The 19,664-nt window shown below is 69.2% G+C and carries 18 protein-coding genes and 1 pseudogene; 13 read left to right on the top strand and 6 right to left on the bottom strand.

Translation table 11 applies throughout. The features are described 5' to 3' along the window. Positions 1-108: 108 nt before the first annotated feature. Together Q7C18_RS15025 and Q7C18_RS15020 are read right to left on the bottom strand one after the other, a co-directional pair. Positions 109-1,812 (bottom strand): annotated as a pseudogene (locus tag Q7C18_RS15025) (AMP-binding protein). 91 nt (positions 1,813-1,903) lie between these two features. After that, on the bottom strand, positions 1,904-2,560 hold the full coding sequence (locus Q7C18_RS15020; protein WP_311026049.1) for a TetR/AcrR family transcriptional regulator: 657 nt from the start codon (positions 2,558-2,560) through the stop codon (positions 1,904-1,906). Between the two features lie 135 nt (positions 2,561-2,695). Between Q7C18_RS15020 and Q7C18_RS15015 the strand changes: the two genes are divergently transcribed. The 5 genes from Q7C18_RS15015 to Q7C18_RS14995 are packed head-to-tail and all read left to right on the top strand — an operon-like array spanning position 2,696 to position 8,957. Next, positions 2,696-4,324, top strand: a complete 1,629-nt coding sequence (locus tag Q7C18_RS15015; RefSeq protein WP_396954380.1) for a carboxyl transferase domain-containing protein — start codon at positions 2,696-2,698, stop codon at positions 4,322-4,324. Between the two features lie 9 nt (positions 4,325-4,333). Next, positions 4,334-6,343: a biotin carboxylase N-terminal domain-containing protein gene (locus Q7C18_RS15010; RefSeq protein ID WP_311026048.1), complete on the top strand. Its 2,010-nt coding sequence runs from the start codon at positions 4,334-4,336 to the stop codon at positions 6,341-6,343. Positions 6,344-6,358: 15 nt separating this feature from the next. Then, a complete protein-coding gene (locus Q7C18_RS15005; protein ID WP_311026077.1) occupies positions 6,359-7,525 on the top strand; it encodes an acyl-CoA dehydrogenase family protein in 1,167 nt (388 codons plus the stop codon). Next, positions 7,522-8,043, top strand: a complete 522-nt coding sequence (locus tag Q7C18_RS15000; protein WP_311026047.1) for a MaoC family dehydratase — start codon at positions 7,522-7,524, stop codon at positions 8,041-8,043. The genes Q7C18_RS15005 and Q7C18_RS15000 overlap by 4 nt, the downstream gene beginning before the upstream one ends. Continuing rightward, positions 8,040-8,957: a CoA ester lyase gene (locus tag Q7C18_RS14995; protein WP_311026046.1), complete on the top strand. Its 918-nt coding sequence runs from the start codon at positions 8,040-8,042 to the stop codon at positions 8,955-8,957. Before Q7C18_RS15000 ends, Q7C18_RS14995 begins: the two co-directional genes overlap by 4 nt. On the opposite strand, the gene Q7C18_RS14990 is transcribed toward Q7C18_RS14995, so the two are convergent. Beyond that, complete coding sequence (locus Q7C18_RS14990; protein WP_311026045.1) at positions 8,913-9,644, bottom strand: TVP38/TMEM64 family protein; 732 nt, start codon at positions 9,642-9,644, stop codon at positions 8,913-8,915. The two genes, Q7C18_RS14995 and Q7C18_RS14990, sit on opposite strands and share 45 nt — an antisense overlap. A gap of 32 nt (positions 9,645-9,676) precedes the next feature. Between Q7C18_RS14990 and Q7C18_RS14985 the strand changes: the two genes are divergently transcribed. The 5 genes from Q7C18_RS14985 to Q7C18_RS14965 all read left to right on the top strand — a co-directional run bounded on the left by Q7C18_RS14985 (position 9,677) and on the right by Q7C18_RS14965 (position 14,592). Beyond that, on the top strand, positions 9,677-10,282 hold the full coding sequence (locus tag Q7C18_RS14985) for a GNAT family N-acetyltransferase (protein ID WP_311026044.1): 606 nt from the start codon (positions 9,677-9,679) through the stop codon (positions 10,280-10,282). A gap of 46 nt (positions 10,283-10,328) precedes the next feature. Next, positions 10,329-10,979 (top strand): DUF4245 domain-containing protein, encoded by a 651-nt coding sequence (locus Q7C18_RS14980; protein WP_311026043.1) that lies wholly within the window; start codon positions 10,329-10,331, stop codon positions 10,977-10,979. A 64-nt stretch (positions 10,980-11,043) separates the two neighbouring features. Continuing rightward, positions 11,044-11,676 carry a carbonic anhydrase gene (locus Q7C18_RS14975; protein WP_311026042.1) on the top strand — a complete coding sequence of 211 codons (633 nt, stop codon included), beginning with the start codon at positions 11,044-11,046 and terminating at the stop codon, positions 11,674-11,676. A gap of 72 nt (positions 11,677-11,748) precedes the next feature. Continuing rightward, the gene (locus Q7C18_RS14970) at positions 11,749-13,173 is read left to right on the top strand and encodes a class II fumarate hydratase (RefSeq protein ID WP_311026041.1); all 1,425 of its coding nucleotides are present in this window, start codon (positions 11,749-11,751) and stop codon (positions 13,171-13,173) included. 45 nt (positions 13,174-13,218) lie between these two features. After that, positions 13,219-14,592, top strand: coding sequence for an FAD-linked oxidase C-terminal domain-containing protein (locus tag Q7C18_RS14965; RefSeq protein WP_311026040.1), 1,374 nt, complete (start codon positions 13,219-13,221; stop codon positions 14,590-14,592). Here the strand turns inward: Q7C18_RS14965 and Q7C18_RS14960 are convergent. From Q7C18_RS14960 to Q7C18_RS14950, 3 genes are all read right to left on the bottom strand, one after another. Then, on the bottom strand, positions 14,582-15,085 hold the full coding sequence (locus Q7C18_RS14960) for an NUDIX domain-containing protein (protein WP_070161620.1): 504 nt from the start codon (positions 15,083-15,085) through the stop codon (positions 14,582-14,584). The genes Q7C18_RS14965 and Q7C18_RS14960 overlap by 11 nt on opposite strands. A gap of 19 nt (positions 15,086-15,104) precedes the next feature. Beyond that, complete coding sequence (locus tag Q7C18_RS14955; protein WP_237090101.1) at positions 15,105-15,620, bottom strand: A24 family peptidase; 516 nt, start codon at positions 15,618-15,620, stop codon at positions 15,105-15,107. Between the two features lie 123 nt (positions 15,621-15,743). Next, positions 15,744-16,448: a hypothetical protein gene (locus tag Q7C18_RS14950; protein WP_311026039.1), complete on the bottom strand. Its 705-nt coding sequence runs from the start codon at positions 16,446-16,448 to the stop codon at positions 15,744-15,746. 203 nt (positions 16,449-16,651) lie between these two features. On the opposite strand from Q7C18_RS14950, the gene Q7C18_RS14945 reads away from it, so the two are divergent. From Q7C18_RS14945 to Q7C18_RS14935, 3 genes are all read left to right on the top strand, one after another. Beyond that, positions 16,652-17,383, top strand: coding sequence for a GAF and ANTAR domain-containing protein (locus Q7C18_RS14945; protein ID WP_311026038.1), 732 nt, complete (start codon positions 16,652-16,654; stop codon positions 17,381-17,383). A 92-nt stretch (positions 17,384-17,475) separates the two neighbouring features. Next, on the top strand, positions 17,476-18,858 hold the full coding sequence (locus Q7C18_RS14940) for a hypothetical protein (protein WP_311026037.1): 1,383 nt from the start codon (positions 17,476-17,478) through the stop codon (positions 18,856-18,858). A 92-nt stretch (positions 18,859-18,950) separates the two neighbouring features. Continuing rightward, on the top strand, positions 18,951-19,661 hold the full coding sequence (locus tag Q7C18_RS14935; protein WP_083277691.1) for a rhomboid family intramembrane serine protease: 711 nt from the start codon (positions 18,951-18,953) through the stop codon (positions 19,659-19,661). The last annotated feature ends 3 nt before the right edge of the window (positions 19,662-19,664 follow it).

Below are 19,664 nucleotides of genomic sequence, written 5' to 3'. Positions count from 1 at the left end.
TAAAGACCGGAACAGAACCCAGGGCGGTTCACTGACACACCGCGCCACCACCCACACCACACCGGCACGGATCACCAGCTGAGGACGGCACCCACCCAGGTGCCGCCCTCAGCCGGCGCGCGCGTCGTCGACCGCTCCAGGGGTGGCGAGCAGGTCGAGGGCTTCTTCCCGCATCTGCACCTTCCGCACCTTCCCGGTCACGGTGGTGGGGAACTCGTCCACCACCGTCACATACCGGGGAATCTTGTAGCGCGCCAAGCGTCCGTCACAGAACTCACGCAGAGCTGCCGCGGTGAGCCGTGCGGCCCCGTCGCGCAGCCGCACCCAGGCCATCAGCTCCTCCCCGTACCGTTCGTCGGGCACACCGATGACCTGGGCGTCCACGATGTCGGGGTGGGTGTAGAGGAACTCCTCGATCTCGCGAGGGTAGATGTTCTCCCCGCCTCGGATCACCATGTCCTTCATCCGTCCGGTGATCTGCACGTACCCTTCCGCATCCATGCGCGCCATATCTCCTGTGCGCATCCACCCGTGGGGATCCACGACCTCGGCGGTCTTCTCCGGCTGGTCCCAGTAGCCCTGCATCACGAGATACCCACGGGTGCAGAGCTCCCCGTCGCTGTCCACGGGCAGAGTCTCCCCCGTGACGGGATCCACCACTTTGACCTCCGCATGGGGCACCACTCGGCCCACGGTCCCCACCCGACGCTCCAGCTCGTCATCCGTCCGGGTCTGCAGAGAGACCGGGGAGGTCTCGGTCATCCCGTAGCAGATGGTGACCTCCTCCATGTGCATCACGTCGATGACCTGGCGCATGATCTCCTCCGGGCACGGTGAGCCAGCCATGATGCCGGTGCGCAGGCTGCTCAGGTCGAAGCCTCCCAGGTCCTCCAGGCCGAGTTCGGCGATGAACATCGTCGGCACCCCATAGAGGCTCGTGCACCGTTCGTCCTGCACCGCCTGCAGCGTCCTCCGGGCGTCGAACGCCGGGGCAGGGATGACCATCGTCGCGCCATGGGTGGTGGCGCCCAGGTTGCCCATGACCATGCCGAAGCAGTGGTAGAAGGGCACGGGGATGCAGATTCGGTCCAGTTCGGTGTATCGGCAGATCTCCCCCACGAAGAAGCCGTTGTTGAGGATGTTGCGGTGGCTCAGCGTGGCACCCTTGGGGAAGCCGGTGGTGCCAGAGGTGTACTGGATGTTGATCGGGTCATCGGGCGTCAGCTCCGCCGCGACGGCGTCGAGCAGCTCATCGTCCGGCTCCGCCGCCAGCAGCTACTCCCACTCCGGGGACCCCATGATGACGCTGAGCTCCAATGCGCCGAGCTCCTCCTCCGCGCTGGCCAACATGCCCGGATAGTCCTGACCCCGGAACTCATCGGAGGCGACAGCGGCGGTGATGCCGGCCTGCTGGAGCACATATGTCAGCTCGTGCTGACGGTAGGACGGATTGATGGTCACCAAGATCGCGCCGAGCTCAGCGGTGGCGTACTGGGTCAGCGTCCATTCCCAGCGGTTGGGGCTCCAGATCCCGACCCGCTGGCCCGTCCGGACGCCTGCCCGGTGCAGTCCTGTGGCCAGCCGTCGGACGTCGCGCCGGAACTCGGCGTATGTCCAGCGCCTCTCAGCGGACAGATCCACCAGCGCCTCCCGCTCGGCGAATCGCTGCGTCGTCTCGCGGAGGTTCGCGCCGATCGTGGACTCCAGCAGCGGCGGCTCGGCCGGGCCGACGTCGTGGGCGGACCTCAGCACACCGGTCCGCTGCGCTACACCGTGGCGGTGATGCTCAGAGGTGTCATGGCTCGGGCTCATCTGCTCTCCGCTTCGTGGATTTCAGTGAATGCCGACAAACTCGAAGCTAGCAGGACAGTGGCGGATGTCACAACACGTCTGACGCCGCCGCTCAGCGCGGCATCTCCACCTCCGCAGCGGCCTGCGCCATCACCTCGAGCGCGCGGGCTCCGATCTCCAGCGTCTCGGCCGAAGGCGCCCGGCCGTGGACATGCTTCAGCGAGTGCGCGGTGGAGTTGATCAGGCCGAAGAGTCCGTGGACGCGGAGGCCCAACTCCTCCGATCCCGCCGCAGGATGGAGGGCACCGACGGCATCCACCCAGATGTCCATGTACTCACGCTGCATGCGACGGATCCGCCGGCGATCGCCGTCCGCCAGCCGCCCCAGCTCCTGCTCCTGAACCCGGATGACCTCCGGGCTGCGCAATGCGAAGCGCACCTGGAAGGCGATGAGTCGCCGGAGCCGCCCCTCGGGGTCACCCGCATCCGCCCCCAGCGCTCTGCCTCCCTCCAGCAGCTCCTGACTGACCTCGAGCAGCAGCTGGCCCAGCATGTCCCGCTTGCCCTTGAAATGCCGGTAGATCGCCTGCCCGGTCACCCCTGCCTCACTGCCGATGTCATCCAGCGCCACTGAGGCGAAGCCCCGGGTGCCGAACAGCCGGCCCGCCGCCTCGAGCAGATCGCGCCGCCGTCGATCCTTCTCCTGCTGGCGGCGGGTCCGCGGCGGGTCCGACGCCCCGCCCAACCCGCCGTCCGGGATGGACATCATGTGATCACCGCCACTAGAGTCGTTTTCAGTGAACCGTCGTTCACCCAAATCTACCGGACGTCGGACCTGACCGGCACCGGATCTGCTGGACACCGAACTGCTGGACACCCAACTGCAGGACACCAGGAGGAAGACGTGGAGCCACGGGGCATCTCGCACACCCTCTCCACCGCCGTGGACCCCCGGGACGAGACCTTCGCGGCCAACGCCCGCCGGAACCGCGAACTGCGCGACCAGCTGCACCAGACCCTGCGTCGCACCGCTCTCGGCGGCTCCGAGGCGTCACGACGTCGGCATCAGCAGCGCGGCAAACTGCTCCCCCGCGAGCGCGTGGACCGGCTGCTCGACGCCGGCAGCCCGTTCCTGGAGATCGGCGCACTGGCCGCCCACGGCATGTACGACGACGCCTCCCCCGGCGCCGGAATCATCACCGGCATCGGGCTGGTCCACGGTCGGCCCGTGATGGTGGTGTGCAACGATTCCACCGTCAAAGGCGGCACCTACTTCCCCGTCACGGTGAAGAAGCACCTGCGGGCTCAGCGGATCGCCCAGGAGAACCGGCTGCCGTGCCTCTACCTGGTGGACTCGGGCGGGGCGTATCTGCCGCTGCAGGACGAGGTGTTCCCGGATGAGGACCACTTCGGCCGCATCTTCTACCACCAGGCCCAGCTCTCCGCGCAGGGCATCCCGCAGATCGCCGCGGTCATGGGCTCCTGCACCGCCGGCGGGGCCTATGTGCCCGCCATGAGCGACGAGTCAGTGATCGTGCGGAACCAGGGCACCATCTTTCTGGGCGGGCCTCCGCTGGTGAAGGCGGCCACCGGAGAGGTCGTCACGCCCGAGGAGCTCGGGGGCGCGAAGGTCCACACCGCCGAGTCCGGCGTGGCGGACCACATCGCCGAGGACGACGACCACGCTCTCCAGATCCTCCGCGACATCGTCGCCACCCTCCCCGCTCCCGCGCCGCGGGCCTGGGAGCCTGCCTCCGAGGTCCGCCCCCCGCGGCTGGACGTGGGTGACCTGGACGGCATCATTCCCCAGGACGTCAATCAGCCCTACGACGTCCACGAGGTGATCGCCCGGATCGTCGACGACGGCGCCTTCCACGAGTTCAAACGCGACTACGGCACCACCTTGGTCACCGGATTCGCCCACGTGGACGGGCACCCCGTCGGCATCGTGGCGAACAACGGGATCCTGTTCTCCGAGTCCTCCCTGAAGGGCGCGCACTTCATCGAGCTGTGCGACCAGCGGGGCATTCCTCTGCTGTTCCTGCAGAACATCTCCGGGTTCATGGTCGGCCGTGACTACGAGGCCGGAGGAATCGCGAAGCACGGCGCCAAGATGGTCACCGCCGTGGCCACCACCCGGGTCCCGAAGATCACGGTGGTTATCGGGGGCTCGTTCGGGGCCGGGAACTACTCCATGTGCGGGCGCGCCTACTCGCCCCGGTTCCTGTTCATGTGGCCCAATGCGCGGATCTCCGTGATGGGCGGCGAGCAGGCCGCTTCCGTGCTGGCCACCGTGAAGCGCGACCAGCTCGAGGCCGCAGGCGAGACTTGGAGCCCCGAGGAGGAGGACGCGTTCAAGGCGCCGATCCGACAGACCTACGAGGACCAGGGACAGCCGTACTATTCCACCGCCCGGCTCTGGGACGACGGCATCATCGACCCCGCCGACACCCGCCGGGTGCTCTCCATGGCGCTGGAGGTCTGCTCGCGGACCCCGCTGCCGGCGTCGGGCTTCGGCCTGTTCAGGATGTAGGAGGCCAGCATGGACCAGCTCTTCACCACCGTCCTGGTGGCCAACCGCGGAGAGATCGCCTGTCGGGTGATCTCCACCCTGCATCGCCTGGGCATCACCGCGGTGGCCGTGCATTCCGAGGCCGACGTCGACGCCGCCCACGTGCGGATGGCTGACCGTTCGGTCTGCCTCGGCCCCGCCGCGGCCTCCGCCTCTTATCTGGACGTCGACGCCGTGATCGAGGCCGCCCGCACCACCGGGGCCGAGGCCATCCACCCCGGCTACGGCTTCCTCTCCGAGAACGCTTCCTTCGCGCGGGCCTGCGAGGCCGCCGGAGTCGTCTTCATCGGCCCCGGGGCGCAGGCGCTGGAGATCATGGGGGACAAGATCCGGGCCAAGGAGCATGTGGCCGCGGCCGGGGTGCCGCTGGTCGACGGCGTGTCCGCCCCGGGCCTCGACGACGACGCCCTGGTCGAGGCCGCCGCCGGGATGACCTACCCGGTGCTGATCAAGCCCTCGGCGGGCGGCGGCGGCAAAGGCATGCAGGTCGTGGAGCGCCCCGAGGAGCTGGCCGAGGCCCTGCCGGCGGCCCGCCGCGTGGCCCAGGCGGCCTTCGGCGACGACTCGCTGATGATCGAGCAGCTGATCCGCAGCCCCCGGCACATCGAGGTCCAGGTCCTCGCCGACTCCCACGGCGACGTCATCCACCTGGGCGAACGCGAATGCTCCCTGCAGCGCCGTCATCAGAAGGTGATCGAAGAGGCACCCTCCCCCCTGCTGCTGGACACCGAGGACGGTGAGCAGATCCGGGCCCGGCTGGGCGAGGCGGCGTGCCAGGCCGCCCGGAGCGTGGACTACCGCGGGGCCGGCACGGTCGAGTTCCTCGTCTCCGACGAGGACCCCGGGACGTTCTTCTTCATGGAGATGAACACCCGGCTGCAGGTGGAGCACCCCGTCACCGAGGAGATCACCGGGGTGGACCTGGTGGAGCAGCAGATCCGGATCGCCGCCGGTCAGCCCCTGGCGCTGACCCAGGAGGACGTGAGGCTGACCGGGCACGCCGTCGAAGCCCGGGTGTACGCCGAGCAGCCCGAGGCCGGGTTCCTCCCGGCCACCGGGACGCTGCTGCGACTCCACGAGCCCTCCGGCGAGGGGGTCCGTGTGGACACCGGACTGCGGGCCGGACAGGCCGTCGGCATCGACTATGACCCCATGCTGGCCAAGGTCATCGCCCACGCCGCGGACCGGGCCCAGGCCCTGTCCCGTCTGCACCGGGCGCTCGGACAGACGGTCATCCTCGGAGTGGAGACCAACCTGGCCTATCTGCGGGGCCTGCTCGACGATGACGACGTCCGGGCCGGACGCCTGGACACCACCCTGATCGCGCGGCGACTGCCGGACCTTGCACTCCCCCGACCGGACGACGATCTGCTCACCGCCGCCGCCCTGCTGGTCGCCCAGCCCCGGCCGGTTCCTGGCGAAGGATGGGCCTGCGACGGCTGGCGCGCCGCCGAGCAGGCCGTGCCCTCGGTGCTGGTCACCCACGCCGGTGCCGACGGCCACACCCTGACCACCACCGTCCCCCTCGACGGCACAGCATCCCTGGACGGCCCCGCCACGCCCGACGGCGGACCGGGCACCCACCTGCTCACCCGGCACGGGCGCAGCAGGCCGGTCGCCCTGGCCCGCGGAGACCGCTCCGACGCCGGGGTCGTCGTCTGGGCCTGGGCCGACGGGGTCACGGCACGGCTGACCGTGGCCGACCGGACCACCCAGACCCTGACCGCACTCGCCCAGCGGGAGGCGGAGCTCACCGAGGCCGCCCCCGAGGTGACCGCCCCGCTGCCCGGCACCGTGATCGCCGTCGCCGTGACCAGCGGCGACACGGTCCGCGCCGGGGACCCGCTGGTGACGATCGAGGCCATGAAGATGGAGCATCGGCTGCTCGCCCCGTTCGACGGGACGGCGAACCTCGCCGTCGCCGCCGGGGAGCAGGTGTCGCTCGGCCAGGTGCTGGCGACCGTGACGAAGGAGGAGTGAGAAGTGGATCTACGTATGGACCATGTGCTCAGCGAGGAGCATCAGGCCCTGAAGGAGGCCGTCCGCGACTTCACCCAGGAGGTGGTCGCCCCCGTCTCTGCGGCGCACGACGCCGACCATTCCTTCCCCTACGAGGTGATCGCCCAGATGGGTGAGATGGGGCTGTTTGGACTGCCGTTCCCCGAGGAGCACGGCGGGCAGGGCGGCGACTACTTCGCGCTGTGCCTCGCGCTGGAGGAGCTGGCGAAGGTGGACCAGTCGGTAGCGATCACCCTGGAGGCCGGCGTCTCTCTGGGGGCCATGCCCATCCACCGGTTCGGCACCGAGGCGCAGAAGCAGCGCTGGCTGCCGGAGCTGACCAGCGGGCGACGGCTGGCCGGGTTCGGGCTCACCGAGTCCGAGGCGGGCTCCGACGCCGGAGGCACCCGCACCCGGGCGGTCCTCGACGGCGACGAGTGGGTCATCGACGGCACCAAGGAGTTCATCACCAACTCCGGCACCACGATCACCTCCCTGGTCACCGTCACCGCCGTCACCGGGGAGCAGCAGCTGCCCGACGGCCGGACCAAGAAGGAGATCTCCACGATCCTGGTGCCCACCGACACTCCCGGGTTCACCGCAGAGCCCGCCTATGACAAGGTCGGTTGGAACGCCTCGGACACGCATCCGCTGACCCTGTCCGGGGTCCGCGTGCCGCAGGAGAACCTGCTCGGCGAGCGCGGCCGCGGCTACGCGAACTTCCTGGGGATCCTGGACGAGGGCCGGATCGCGATCGCCGCCCTGGCCACCGGCGCGGCCCAGGGCTGTGTGGACGAGGCGGCGCGCTACGCCAAGGAACGGGAGACCTTCGGCGCCGCGATCGGCACCAACCAGGCGATCTCCTTCAAGATCGCCCGCATGCAGGCCCGGGCGCACTCGGCCCGGCTGGCCTACTACGACGCCGCGGCCCGCATGCTGGAGGGCCGTCCCTTCAAGACCGAGGCCGCCATCGCCAAGCTCATCGCCGGGGAGGCCGCCATGGACAACGCCCGCGACGCCACTCAGGTGTTCGGCGGCTACGGGTTCATCAACGAGTCCGTCGTCGCCCGGCACTACCGGGACTCCAAGATCCTGGAGATCGGGGAGGGCACCACCGAGGTGCAGCTGATGCTGATCGCCCGGAGCCTGGGGCTGGACGCATGAGCGAGCAGCGGATCATCCAGCAGCGAGGGCTCTACCTGGACGAGATCGAGGTCGGGGCGGTGTACCGGCACGCACCGGGACGCACCGTCACCGAAGCGGACAACGTCGGGTTCACCACCCTGACCATGAACACCCAGTCCCTGCACCTGGACGCCCACTGGGCCGCCCAGCAGCCCTTCGGCCGGCCCCTGGTGAACTCGATGTTCACCCTGTCCACGCTGGTCGGCGCGTCCGTGGCGCAGCTGACGCAGGGCACCATCGTGGCGAACCTCGGCTTCGAGGCCGTCTCGTTCCCGCATCCGCTGTTCCACGGCGACACCCTGTACTCGGAGTCGGAGATCCTGGACACGCGCCCCTCCGGCTCCCGTCCCGGGCAGGGCATCGCCCGGATCCGGCATCGAGGCCGCAACCAGGAGGGCACCGTGGTGGCCGAATGCGTCCGCTCCGTGATGCTCTGGGTCTCCGAGGAGGCCCACCGGTCCGGCACAGCAGAAGGCACCTCAGGAGGATCCGCATGAGCCGCCGTCGTGAGGTCAGCGGTCGGGTGTTCACCGCCGGGCCCACCCTGCTGTTCTGCCCGGCCGATCGTCCCGAACGCTACGCCAAGGCCGCCGAGCGGGCCGATGCGGTGATCCTCGACCTGGAGGACGCCGTCGCCGAGCCGGACAAGCCCGCGGCTCGAGATCACCTGCGTGCGCACCTGGATACGCTGGCCGGCCCGGGGGGCGCGGACCTGCGGGCCCGGACGGTGGTGCGGATCAGCCCTGCTGACACCGGAGACTTCCACGCCGACGTCGCTCTGCTGGCCGGCAGCCCGGTGGAGCTGGTGATGCTCGCCAAGACCGAGTCCGCGCAGGACGTGGCCGCAGCCGCTGAGGCGCTGCCCGGGGTCGGACTGATCCCGCTGTGCGAGACCGCCGCAGGCGCCACCCGGGCCGAGCAGATCGCCTCCCACCCGCAGGTGGTGGCGGTGATGTGGGGCGCCGAAGACCTCATCGCCTCCCTCGGAGGCAGCTCCTCCCGGCGCGCGGACGGCCGCTACCGGGACGTGGCCCGGCAGGCCCGCGCCCAGGTGCTGCTCGCCGCCGCCACCCACGGCGCCGCCGGGATCGACGCGATCTATGCGGACATCGACGACGTCACGGGCCTGGCGGAGGAGGCCGCCGACGCGGTGGCCAGCGGCTGGGCGGCCAAGGCCTGCATCCACCCGTCCCAGGTGCCGCTGATCCGGCAGGCCTACGCGCCCACGGCCGAGGAGCTGGAGCACGCCCGCGCCCTCCTGGCGCAGGTGCCCCACCACGGCGGCGCCTTCCGGTTCCGCGGGGCGATGGTGGACCTGCCGCTGATCCGCCACGCCGAGCAGGTCGTGCGCCGGGCCGAGGCGGCCTCAGCTGCGTCGGCGGAACCGGTCACCCGGCAGCGGGCGCGATGAGGTGCCCTTCCAGGCGCGCAGCGCCCAGATGGTCATGGTGACCACCACCGCCCAGGCGCACAGCACCACCGCAGCCGGGACCACGCCCGGCTCGGAGATGAACGCGCCGACGGCGACCAGGGACACCTGCCCCGGGACGGTGGAGATCAGCCCCGCCACCAGGAAGTCCCGCTGAGAGACTCCGAACGCGCCGGAGCCGTAGTTGACCGGCCAGTACGGCAGGCCGGGCATGAGCCGCAGCGTGGCCACCGCTTGGAACCCGGCGTCGGCCAGATGCCGCTCCACGGTGTCGGCGTGGGTGCCCAGCATCTTCACCACGGTGGCGCGTCCGAGCGCCCGGGCCAGCCAGTAGGCGCCCCAGCAGCCGATGAACACGCCGATGACCGAGAGGGCGCTGCCCTCCACGATGCCGAACAGCAGCCCTCCGGTGACCGCCATGATCGTCACCGGGATGGGAGTCATGGCCACGATCGCGTACAGCAGCACGAACACGATCCAGGCCGCCCAGCCGAGGCTCTCCATGTCCGCACGCAGCTCGTCCACGGACGGCAGCCGCACGTTGAAGGCCAGCCAGAGCATCAGCAGCAGCACCAGGACGAGCAGCGTGTTGCGCAGATAGGTGCCCCACTGCAGGCCGGTCCTGCCCACAGGTGCGGGTGCTGCGTCGTCGGGCTGATCCTGACTCATCAGCACCACTGTACGGCGCTAGGCTGACACCTATGACCGCGGACACGACCTCTCAGCGCACCTTCCACGAGCTCTGCGCGGCCCGAGGCACGGCGTTCCCTGTGCTCACCGAGCGGCTGACCCTGAGCCCGTTCACGGCCGCCGACCTCGACGAGGTCTGGGAGTACTGGCGCCTGCCGGAGACCACCCACTGGATGTCCCGCCGGTACGAGGCCCCGGAGCAGCTCTGCGACCGGTGGCTGCCCCAGGGCTCCAAGTTCACCGTGCGACGCCGCAGCGACGGTGGGCTGGTAGGCGATGTGGGGGCGCGGCTGCAGGACGGATGGGCCCAGCAGGAGGCCGCCGATCACGCTCAGGGCACGCAGGTCGAACTGGACTGGACCCTCGCTCCGCAGCACCAGGCCCATGGATACGCCCGGGAGGCGGTACGGGCTCTCATGGAGCTGGTCGCTGACCTGGGTGTCCGCAGGATGCAGGCCGGCTGCTTCGCCGAGAACACCGGCTCCTGGCGGCTCATGGAGGCCCTGGGCATGCGCCGCGAGACCTCCACGGTCCGGGAGTCGCTGCACCGGGACCTCGGGTGGCGGGACGGCGTCGGCTATGCCCTGCTGGCCGAGGAGCTGCCGCCCCGTCATTGAAGGACAGGTGGACGGAGCACCGGCAGAACTTTGGGACAATGGACGGGTGACAGAACGCGAACAGGACCAGGCCCCGACCCCGCCCAAGCCCCAGCTGACCCCCGCCCAGTCGAAGCGGATCTCGCAGCCGATGATCGCGATGGTCATCACCATGGCCGTGACGGTCGGGGCGGTCGCCGCGTTCTACATGATGAACCCGGAGCCGGACGTGGAGCCCTACCAGCGGGACGAGGACGTCCACCAGGAGGCCGCCTACGTGGCCGACGTCGCCACCTTCGCTCCCCTGGCCCCTGAGGTGCCGGAGGGATGGTCCGCGAACTACGCCCGCTGGGAGACCCGTCCGGAGCACGGCGTGCCCGTCTGGGAGGTCGGCTACACCACCGACGCAGTGGACTTCATCGGCTTCGCCCAGACCGCCCAGGGCAATCCCACCTGGATCGCCGAGGAGACCCGGCAGGCGTCCCCCGCCGGCACACACACCGTGGACGGCCTGGAGTTCGAGGTCCGTGACGGCGACCGTGACCGCACCTATTATGTCCTCACCGAGGAGGAGAACGACGTCGACGGCACCACTGTGGTCATCGGCGGCGACGCCTCCGAGGAGGAGTTCGACCGCGCGCTGGAGGCCGTGGTGGCGTCCCTGGGCGAAGACCCGCGGGACGAAGCCGACGGTGAGGACTCCGACACAGACCAGTGATCCGCCCTACCCTCGTCTGAGAACACCTGCCGCCCAGCACCTCAGCCACCCCAAGAGGAGAACCATGACCGACGCCGCCAGTGCTTCCCCCACCCCCAGCCCCGCCGACGTCTGGGAGCGCCTGCAGGCCGGCAACGCCCGGTTCGTCTCCGGGGAGGTCGCCCACCCCAACCAGAACGCGGCCCGCCGCAGCTCGTTGACCGACGGGCAGCACCCGATGGCCGTGATCTTCGGCTGCTCGGACTCCCGGCTGGCCGCAGAGATCATCTTCGACGTCGGACTGGGCGACGTGTTCGTGGTCCGCACCGCCGGCCAAGTGATCGACGACGCGGTTCTGGGGTCCCTGGAGTACAGCGTGGACGTGCTGGAGGTCCCGCTGATCGTGGTGCTCGGCCATGACTCCTGCGGCGCCGTCACCGCCGCCATGGAGTCCGCCGCCTCGGCCACCACCCCCACCGGATTCGTGCGCAGCCTGGTGGAGCGCATCACGCCGTCCGTGCTGGCCGCCCAGCGCCAGGGACTGACCACGGTCAACGAGACCGTGGAGGAGCACGTGAAGCAGACGGTCTCGCGGATCACCGAGCACTCCCGCGCCATCTACGAGGCCGTCCAGGACGGCCGCACCGCGGTGATCGGTGTGACCTACCGGCTGGCCGAGGGACGCGCGGACCTGGTCGGCACCATCGGCGAAGTCTGAGCGCATCACACGACGCGCTTCACAGTGCGACGGCTCGACGCGGAGCCTCACCGGCGTCCATAGAATGGGCCCATGACCCAGAACTCTGCTGCTGAGACCGAATATCGCATCGAGCGCGACACCATGGGAGAGGTGAAGGTGCCCGCCCACGCGCTGTACCGGGCCCAGACCCAGCGCGCCGTGGAGAACTTCCCCATCTCCGGACGCACCCTGGAGCGCGCCCACATCGAGGCGCTGGCCCGAGTGAAGAAGGCCGCCGCCCTGGCCAACCAGGAGCTGGGCGTGCTCGACGGCGAGCTCGCCGAGGCCATCGCCGGCGCCGCCGAGAAGGTGGCCTCCGGTGAGCTGGACGAGCACTTCCCGGTGGACGTGTTCCAGACCGGCTCCGGCACCTCCTCCAACATGAACACCAACGAGGTGCTGGCCACCCTGGCCAACCAGGCGCTGCAGGAGAAGGGCTCGGACAAGGAGGTCCACCCCAACGACCACGTCAACGCCTCGCAGTCCTCGAATGACGTCTTCCCCACCTCGGTGCACGTGGCCGCCACCGGTGCGCTGATCAATGACCTCAAGCCCGCCCTGGCCTACCTGGCCGAGGCCCTGGAGGCCAAAGCCGCCGAGTTCGCCGACGTCGTGAAGTCCGGCCGCACCCACCTGATGGATGCCACCCCGGTGACCCTGGGCCAGGAGTTCGCCGGCTACGCGGCGCAGGTCCGCTACGGCATCGAGCGCATCGAGTCCTCCCTGCCGCGCGTGGCCGAGGTCCCGTTGGGCGGCACCGCCGTAGGCACCGGCATCAACACCCCCCTGGGCTTCGCGGAGAAGGCCATCGCCCACCTGGCCGAGGACACCGGCCTGCCCCTGACCGAGGCTCGCGACCACTTCGAGGCGCAGGCGAACCGGGACGGGCTCGTGGAGGCCTCCGGTCAGCTGCGCAACATCGCCTACTCGCTGATCAAGATCAACAACGACCTGCGCTGGATGGGTTCGGGCCCCAACACCGGGCTCGGCGAGATCGCCATCCCGGACCTGCAGCCGGGATCCTCGATCATGCCGGGCAAGGTGAACCCGGTCATCTGTGAGTCCGCCATCCAGGTGTGCGCCCAGGTGATCGGCAACGACACCACGGTGGCGCTGTCGTCCACCAACGGGGCCTTCGAGCTCAACGTCGGCATCCCGGTGATGGCGGCGAACCTGCTGGAGTCGATCCGCCTGCTGAAGAACACCTCCTACGTGATGGCGGACAAGATGATCTCCGGGCTCACCGCCAACGAGGATCGCTGTGCGTTCCTCGCCGGCGCCTCCCCCTCGGTGGTCACCCCGCTGAACAAGCACATCGGCTACGAGGCCGCCGCCGAGATCGCCAAGCATGCGGTCAAGAACAAGGTGACGGTCCGGGAGGCCGTGGTGGAGCTGGGCTACCTGGAGCGCGGCGAGCTCACCGAGGCGCAGCTGGACGAGGCCCTCGACGTGAAGTCCATGACCCAGCCGGGCTGATCCCCACCGCGCCGATCCCCACTCGCCCCTCCAGGAGGCCCTGTCATGTCCGCAGCCGTCGTCGCCGAGCTCGAGGCCGCACTGCCCGGACGGGTCACCACCGATCCGGCGGCCCTGCGGGCGCTGTCCACGGATCGGTCCGGCCATGTGGGTGAGGGGCTGCCGCTGGCGGCGGTCCACGCCGAGAGCGTCGAAGACGTCCAGCAGGTGTGCCGCACCGCCAGCGGCCACGCCACACCCGTGGTCACCCGCGGAGCGGGCACTGGACTGGCCGGCGGCGCCACCGCCGGGGACGGGGAGATCGTGCTGAGCCTGGAACGGATGGACCGTGTCCTGGAGATCTCCCCGCAGAACCGGCTGGCCGTCGTGCAGGCCGGAGTGATCAACGGGCGACTGGACGAGCAGCTGGCCGCCCACGGTCTCTGGTGGTCCCCGGACCCGGCCAGCAAGGACATCTCCACCGTGGGCGGCAACATCGCGATGAACGCCGGCGGTCTGCTGTGCGCCAAATACGGCGTGACCCGGGAGTCCGTGCTGGGACTGACCGTGGTGCTGGCCGACGGGCGCCGGCTCGACGTCGGGCACCGCACCGTCAAAGGCGTCACGGGCTACGACCTCACCGCCCTGATGATCGGATCGGAGGGGACGCTGGGGATCATCGTGGAGGCCACGCTGAAGCTGCGTCCGGCGGTGAGCGGGGAGACCCCGACCCTGACGGCGACCTTCAGCAGCATCGTCGACGCCGCGGCCGCCTCCTCGGCACTGGTCCACGCGGGTCACATCCCGGCCGCCATGGAGCTGTTGGATCGGCCCTGCCTGGACGCCCTGACCTCCTTCACCGGTGAGGACCCCTCGCAGGGCGGCAAGGCGTTCCTGCTGCTGCAGTGCGACGGAGAGTCCGCCGCGGCCGAGCTGCAGGCCTGCGCGACGATCCTGCAGTCCCATGGGGGCCATGTCCAGGTGGCGCGCGACCAGGCGGAGGCGCAGCGTCTCTTCGGGCTGCGCCGGCAGATGTTCCCGGCGCTGGAGGCCCGCGGCACTCCGTTGATCGAGGACGTGGCCGTGCCGCTGGACCGCATGGCGGACGCCTTCGCCGAGATCCGTCGCATCGAGCAGGACTGCGGGGTGCTCATCCCCACCGCCGCCCACGCCGGCGACGGCAACCTGCACCCCACGTTCTCCTTCGAGGGCCACCGTGTGCCGGAGCGGATCTGGGAGGCCGCCGGACGGATCTTCGAGATGGCGCTGGCCATGGGCGGCACGCTGACCGGGGAGCATGGTGTGGGACTGCTGAAGCGCCGGTGGCTCGTCGACGAGCTCGGCGCCGACCAGTTCGCCCTGCAGCGGCAGATCAAGGAGCTCTTCGACCCCGCCGGGATCCTGAATCCGGGGAAGGTCTTCGCCGAGCTCAGCCGGTGAGGAGCCGGGCCGGGGCGCCGTCGTCGAGCGCCCACCCGATGACCATCCGCTGATCCTCGGCCAGCGGTTCCGGCAGGGCGGAGACCGGGTACCAGCCGACCTCCACCGACTCGTCGTCGTTGACCCGCGGATCGCCCGAGACCGGCTCCATCTCCAGGACGGTGTCCAGGTAGCGGCAGCGGTCGCCGTTGCCGTACTGCACCAGGTGCGTGGCGAAGACCCCGGCCACTCGCACCGGACGGGCGACGACCGCCGTCTCCTCCTCGATCTCCCGGACCGCGCCCTCGCCGGGCTGCTCGCCAGGCTCCAGGATCCCGGAGGTGACGGTCCACGCGCCGTTGTCGCTGCGCTTCACCAGCAGCACCTCCGGCTCCTGCAGCGGGGCGCCGCCGTCGTGCCGGCGCACGACCACACCCCGGACGGCAGGGATCCACAGATCAGCGGTGCCGATGTGGGTACGCAGGTCACGGATGAAGTCAGGTGTGGGTGCCATCGGCTGCCAGCGTAGCCGCTCAGCTGCCGATCAGCGCCAGCGCCGTGCCGATGATCAGGAACGGGCCGAAGGCGATCCTGGTCCGCCGATCGGCCTGGCGGGTGATCAGCAGGATGATGGCCACCACCCCGGCCAGGACGAAGGAGAGCACGACGGCGGCGGCGACGGTCACCCAGCCGAGGAAGCCCGTGTAGAGGCCCAGCACGACTGCGAGCTTGACATCCCCCATGCCGATGGACGGCGGGTGGACGAGTCGGACCAGGAGGAACACGAACCCCCAGAGCAGCCCTGCCGCCACGCCGCGCAGCAGCCCGGGAAGATCACCGAGCAGCAGGGCCACCAAGATCAGGATCCCGGTGGTCACCCCCGCCCACGGGTAGAGGATGCGGTTCGGGAGGCGGTGCTCGGTCAGGTCGATGAAGCTCAGCGCCACCGCGCACACCGCGAAGATGGCACCTCCCAGGAGCAGCAGCGCCCCGGCGAGGAATTCCGCACCAGACCCCGAGGTCATGAGGTCACCGATGAAGAGGATCACCTCTCCAGCCTACGGAGGATCCCTTCGCCGGTGGAACCGGTCACCGCCGGCCTGTGGACGGTCCGTCCTGTCAGACCAGTGGGCCGCTCCGCCGGGCCGTCACATATCGGCAGCAGCTGGTCGTCATCGAGCTCGTCCCGTCGGTGATCCCGACACCCGGGCCGTCTCGACGTACACGACGCCGACGGGCTCGTCCCCGTCGAGCACCACCAGCGGTCCGGCGACGCCGTCGGGAGGCGGGGCCGAGTCCACCGAGACCTCCCCGACGAAGGCCTCCTCTGCGGAGGCGCAGAGCTTGTGCCGCCACTGCGGAGCTTCAGACTGTCTCAGTCGGTGGAGACGGTCGCGGGGAATCACGCCCTGCGGCTGGTGCGCCAGCCCCAGGACCACCAGGCATCCCTGCTCGGGCATCCGGTCGGCGGCCTCCCGCAGCGTCTGGGTGCAGGAGATCGTCGCACCGATCGGCACCATGACCTCCCGCACGGTGGTGCCCTGGCGTCCGGTCGACTCCGTCGCAGGCGAGGACTCGTCCCACTGCGCGGGAGCGTCGTCGGGCAGCGGAAGGTCCAGGCTGATCGTGGGCACGTCAGCGCGTGCGTTGTGCTCGGCCACATGGTCCATGACCTGGTTCCGGGCGTCGGGGTCGACCTCGTCGAGACCGCAGAGGCTCACGACCAGCTCGGGACTGTCGGGCAGGTGGGCACGGCGCTCCAGGAAGGTGATCAGCCGCGGCGCGGTCCGCGCCGTCAATGCTCCACGGACCCTGACCCTCAGGGCCCCGCGCAGGCTGTCGGGAGCGACATCGATGTCAAGAGGGCTGTGCATCATCCACTCCTCGGACGGTGCAGAAGACGGGCCTGCTGCTAGACCCGACTACCACTGAATCATAGGGAATGCATTCTTTGGAAGGGTCTGTCGGCCGCCGAGGGGTATCCGGCCGTCAGACGCTCCCGCTGGCCGCATCGTGGCCTATATTGGGCGGATCTGCGCCGACGCCCGCGGGAAGGACCCCCACGCCGAGAGGACCTGCGATGACACCGGACGACCGCCCCGCCTCCCCGGCGGAGAGGCTCTACGACCTGCTGGCCGAGAACGACGATATGTCCGGCTTCCTCCACGACCTGGCGCGCCTGTCCGCCGTCGAAGTCGGTGTCCCGGGAGCCACCGAATGCGGAGTCCTGTTGAAGCGGGATCGTCGCAATGTGGTGGTGGGGTGGAGCAGCCCTCACGCGAAGACGCTCGATGAGACCCAGGCGGGTTTCGACGAAGGGCCCTGCCTCGACGCTCAGCGTACTGAGACCCTCATCCGGGTCCCGGACGTCCGCTACGAGACCCGCTGGCCCGCCTACATGGAGGCTGTGCGTCAGACGGGCCTCCGCAGCATCCTCGCCGTGCCGCTCACCTTGCAGGGGGCCGGGGCCGCGGCCATGAACTTCTACACGCCGGAGCCGTCCGGATTCGGAGACGCAGACGTCGAGCGCGCCCGTGACCACGCCGCGCTGGCCTCTCGAGCTTTGTCCGTGGCGGTCAGGATCGCCCGAGAGGCCGAGGAGGCCGCAGACCGTCGCCGGGCGATGGAGTCCAGGACCGTCATCGACGTAGCGGTGGGCGTGATCATGGCCCAGAACCGGTGCAGCCAGGGAGAAGCGTTCACGATCCTGCAGAGAGCTTCCAATAATCGGAACGTCAAGCTGCGGAACCTCGCCACCGAGCTGGTGGCCTCCGTGGGACAGTCTGAACCCAGGACAGCGTTCGACGCGTGAGCGCCCTCCGTACCCCTGTCCACCACATCGTCAAGCCTGTACCCTGAATCACTATCTCCGTGAGACGAACTGAATTGTCTGAGGGGTCCATCATGGGCGAAGCATGGCGTGAAGCACGACTGATTCCCACATCCGGAATCAAGGGATCAACCGATCAAGAAGTCAGAGCCACCTCAGCCTTGCTCGCTGTGTTGAGCATCGTTCCCAGCTTCTCCCATGCCGTGCTGAAGCAGTGCGGAGCACCGCTGGGCCGGGTGCGCGCCAACGTCGAGTGTTTCGTCGAAGTCGCTTTCGAGGACAAGAAGTCCAAACGGACACCGCGACCCGACGGACTGATCCGCGTCACACGGGGGACGACGGTCTGGACTGCTCTCGTCGAGGTCAAGACCCAGGCGAACCCTCTCGAGAAGGGCCAGGTCGAAAGCTATATGGAAGTGGCCAAGGAGAACGGGTTCGACGCCGTCATCACCATCTCCAACGAGATCCCGCCCATCCAGGGAGCACACCCGCTGTCTCTCGACGGTAGAAAGCTCAGGGCTGTTCCTGTCTTCCATTTCTCCTGGGTCCGACTCATCTCTATCGCCATCATGGAGCGGGAAGTCCGTGGAATCGAAGACAATGAACAGCAGTGGATTCTCGGCGAGCTCATCCATTACCTCGAACATGAGAACTCCGGAGCACTCGAGTTCACCGATATGGGCCCCTCCTGGACCGGCGTGACGGAGTGTGTGAAGACAGGACTCATCCGTCGCAACGATTCCGAGGTACTTGATGTCGCCACACGTTTCGACGGACTCATCCGCTACAGCTGCCTCAAGCTCGGACAGCGCCTGGGAGTCGACGTCGCTCCGCGACTGCCTCGGAAACTGCGCGACGATCTGAACGCCCGGGCAGCCCAACTGGCATCAGAGCTTGAGAATGAGGCTAGTTTCTCCGCCACGATCCGTATTCCTGGGACTATCAGCGACGTGGACATCCGTTGCGACCTGAGAGCCCGACAGGTTCACATCTCGACGACATTCCCGGCGTCGGGACACGCCAGGAACGTCACCAGGATCAACTGGCTCCTCCGCCCGCTCGATGGCGACCTGTCAGACGTCGTCGTGGAAGCCCATGGAGCTCGCCGACGTCATGCGGCACCCCTGGAGGAGTTTCGACACGATCCCAAGGAGGCGCTCCCTGCTGACTTCCCTGAGATCACGAGCTTCACCGTCTCTCGCATGAGCCACCTGGGCCTGCAGAAGACCACGAAGGGCAAGGATTCCTTCATCAACTCGGTCATGGTGGCGCTCGACGAGTTCTACGCGATGATCCACCAACGGCAACGGACATGGACCCCGCCTGCACCCCAGTACCGATCCCGACCCGACGAGGCCCGCGGCGACGAGGTGTACTCATCTGAAGAACTTGCCGCAGCAGCGACAGAGAACCCAGGAGAACTTGAGGAACTGCCGGCACCGACGCCCGAGGGCTGAGCGAGGAGACTTTCCGTCACCCTCGCTCCCTACAATGGAGACCAGGTCAGGACGGTGACGGGACCGGCAGCGAGCTCAGGGAGCGAGGCAGCATGAGGGACATCTCCGCGTCGAGGGGACCGGCGGGCGAGCCGCAGGGCCGCGACTCTTGGGGCACCCTGTGGCAGGACGCCCGGCGGCACCTGGTGCGCACGTTCGCGCCCGTGGTGGTCCCGGTGCTGGCGATGTGGGCGGTCTGGCTGATCAGCATCGCGGCCGGCGACTGGTTCAATCGCAGTTTCGGGCTGCGGCCCCGGACCCTGGACGGGCTCTCCGGCATCCTCTTCACTCCCCTGCTGCACAGCGGCTTCGGACATGTCATGGGCAACACGATGTCCTGGCTGCTGCTGGGCGGCCTCATCGCCCTGCTGGTGCGGCGCTTCCTGCTGGTGATGACCAGCATCTGGCTGATCTCCGGCTCCCTGCTCTGGCTGATCGGACGCCCGGCGAGCAACTGGATCTGCAACCACCCCGACGGCTTCGACGCCTGCATCACACCGCTGCAGGTGGGCGCCTCCGGGGTCATCTACGGGTTCGCCGCGTTCCTGGTGGCCTATGGGCTGATGACCCGCCGAGTGCTCGCCGTCGTCTGCGCCCTGTTCGTGCTGTTCTTCCAGGGCATCTCCCTGATACTGGGCATGCTCCCGATCACCTCAGGCCAGGGGGTGTCCTGGGAAGGACACCTGGCCGGGGCGGTCGCCGGCGTCGTCGTGGCGTTCTTCTTCACGAAGCAGGCCCGAGCCGACCGTGCGGCCCGGGCCTGATCC

This window comes from Nesterenkonia sp. CL21, assembly GCF_031705515.1.
Classification (GTDB): Bacteria; Actinomycetota; Actinomycetes; order Actinomycetales; family Micrococcaceae; genus Nesterenkonia; species Nesterenkonia aethiopica.
The sequence above is the reverse complement of the archived record's forward strand: the minus strand, read 5'-3'. Positions and strand labels throughout refer to the sequence as shown.

Bases quoted from the DNA above. Each gene is read 5' to 3' on its own strand.
- Q7C18_RS14965 (WP_311026040.1), top strand. From the start codon at position 13,219: ATGTCCGCAGCCGTCGTCGCCGAGCTCGAGGCCGCACTGCCCGGACGG.
- Q7C18_RS14990 (WP_311026045.1), bottom strand. From the start codon at position 9,644: ATGAGTCAGGATCAGCCCGACGACGCAGCACCCGCACCTGTGGGCAGG.
- Q7C18_RS14950 (WP_311026039.1), bottom strand. From the start codon at position 16,448: ATGATGCACAGCCCTCTTGACATCGATGTCGCTCCCGACAGCCTGCGC.
- Q7C18_RS15000 (WP_311026047.1), top strand. From the start codon at position 7,522: ATGAGCGAGCAGCGGATCATCCAGCAGCGAGGGCTCTACCTGGACGAG.
- Q7C18_RS14940 (WP_311026037.1), top strand. From the start codon at position 17,476: ATGGGCGAAGCATGGCGTGAAGCACGACTGATTCCCACATCCGGAATC.
- Q7C18_RS14975 (WP_311026042.1), top strand. From the start codon at position 11,044: ATGACCGACGCCGCCAGTGCTTCCCCCACCCCCAGCCCCGCCGACGTC.
- Q7C18_RS14985 (WP_311026044.1), top strand. From the start codon at position 9,677: ATGACCGCGGACACGACCTCTCAGCGCACCTTCCACGAGCTCTGCGCG.
- Q7C18_RS14970 (WP_311026041.1), top strand. From the start codon at position 11,749: ATGACCCAGAACTCTGCTGCTGAGACCGAATATCGCATCGAGCGCGAC.
- Q7C18_RS14960 (WP_070161620.1), bottom strand. From the start codon at position 15,085: ATGGCACCCACACCTGACTTCATCCGTGACCTGCGTACCCACATCGGC.
- Q7C18_RS15010 (WP_311026048.1), top strand. From the start codon at position 4,334: ATGGACCAGCTCTTCACCACCGTCCTGGTGGCCAACCGCGGAGAGATC.
- Q7C18_RS15005 (WP_311026077.1), top strand. From the start codon at position 6,359: ATGGACCATGTGCTCAGCGAGGAGCATCAGGCCCTGAAGGAGGCCGTC.
- Q7C18_RS14995 (WP_311026046.1), top strand. From the start codon at position 8,040: ATGAGCCGCCGTCGTGAGGTCAGCGGTCGGGTGTTCACCGCCGGGCCC.
- Q7C18_RS14935 (WP_083277691.1), top strand. From the start codon at position 18,951: ATGAGGGACATCTCCGCGTCGAGGGGACCGGCGGGCGAGCCGCAGGGC.
- Q7C18_RS14945 (WP_311026038.1), top strand. From the start codon at position 16,652: ATGACACCGGACGACCGCCCCGCCTCCCCGGCGGAGAGGCTCTACGAC.
- Q7C18_RS15020 (WP_311026049.1), bottom strand. From the start codon at position 2,560: ATGATGTCCATCCCGGACGGCGGGTTGGGCGGGGCGTCGGACCCGCCG.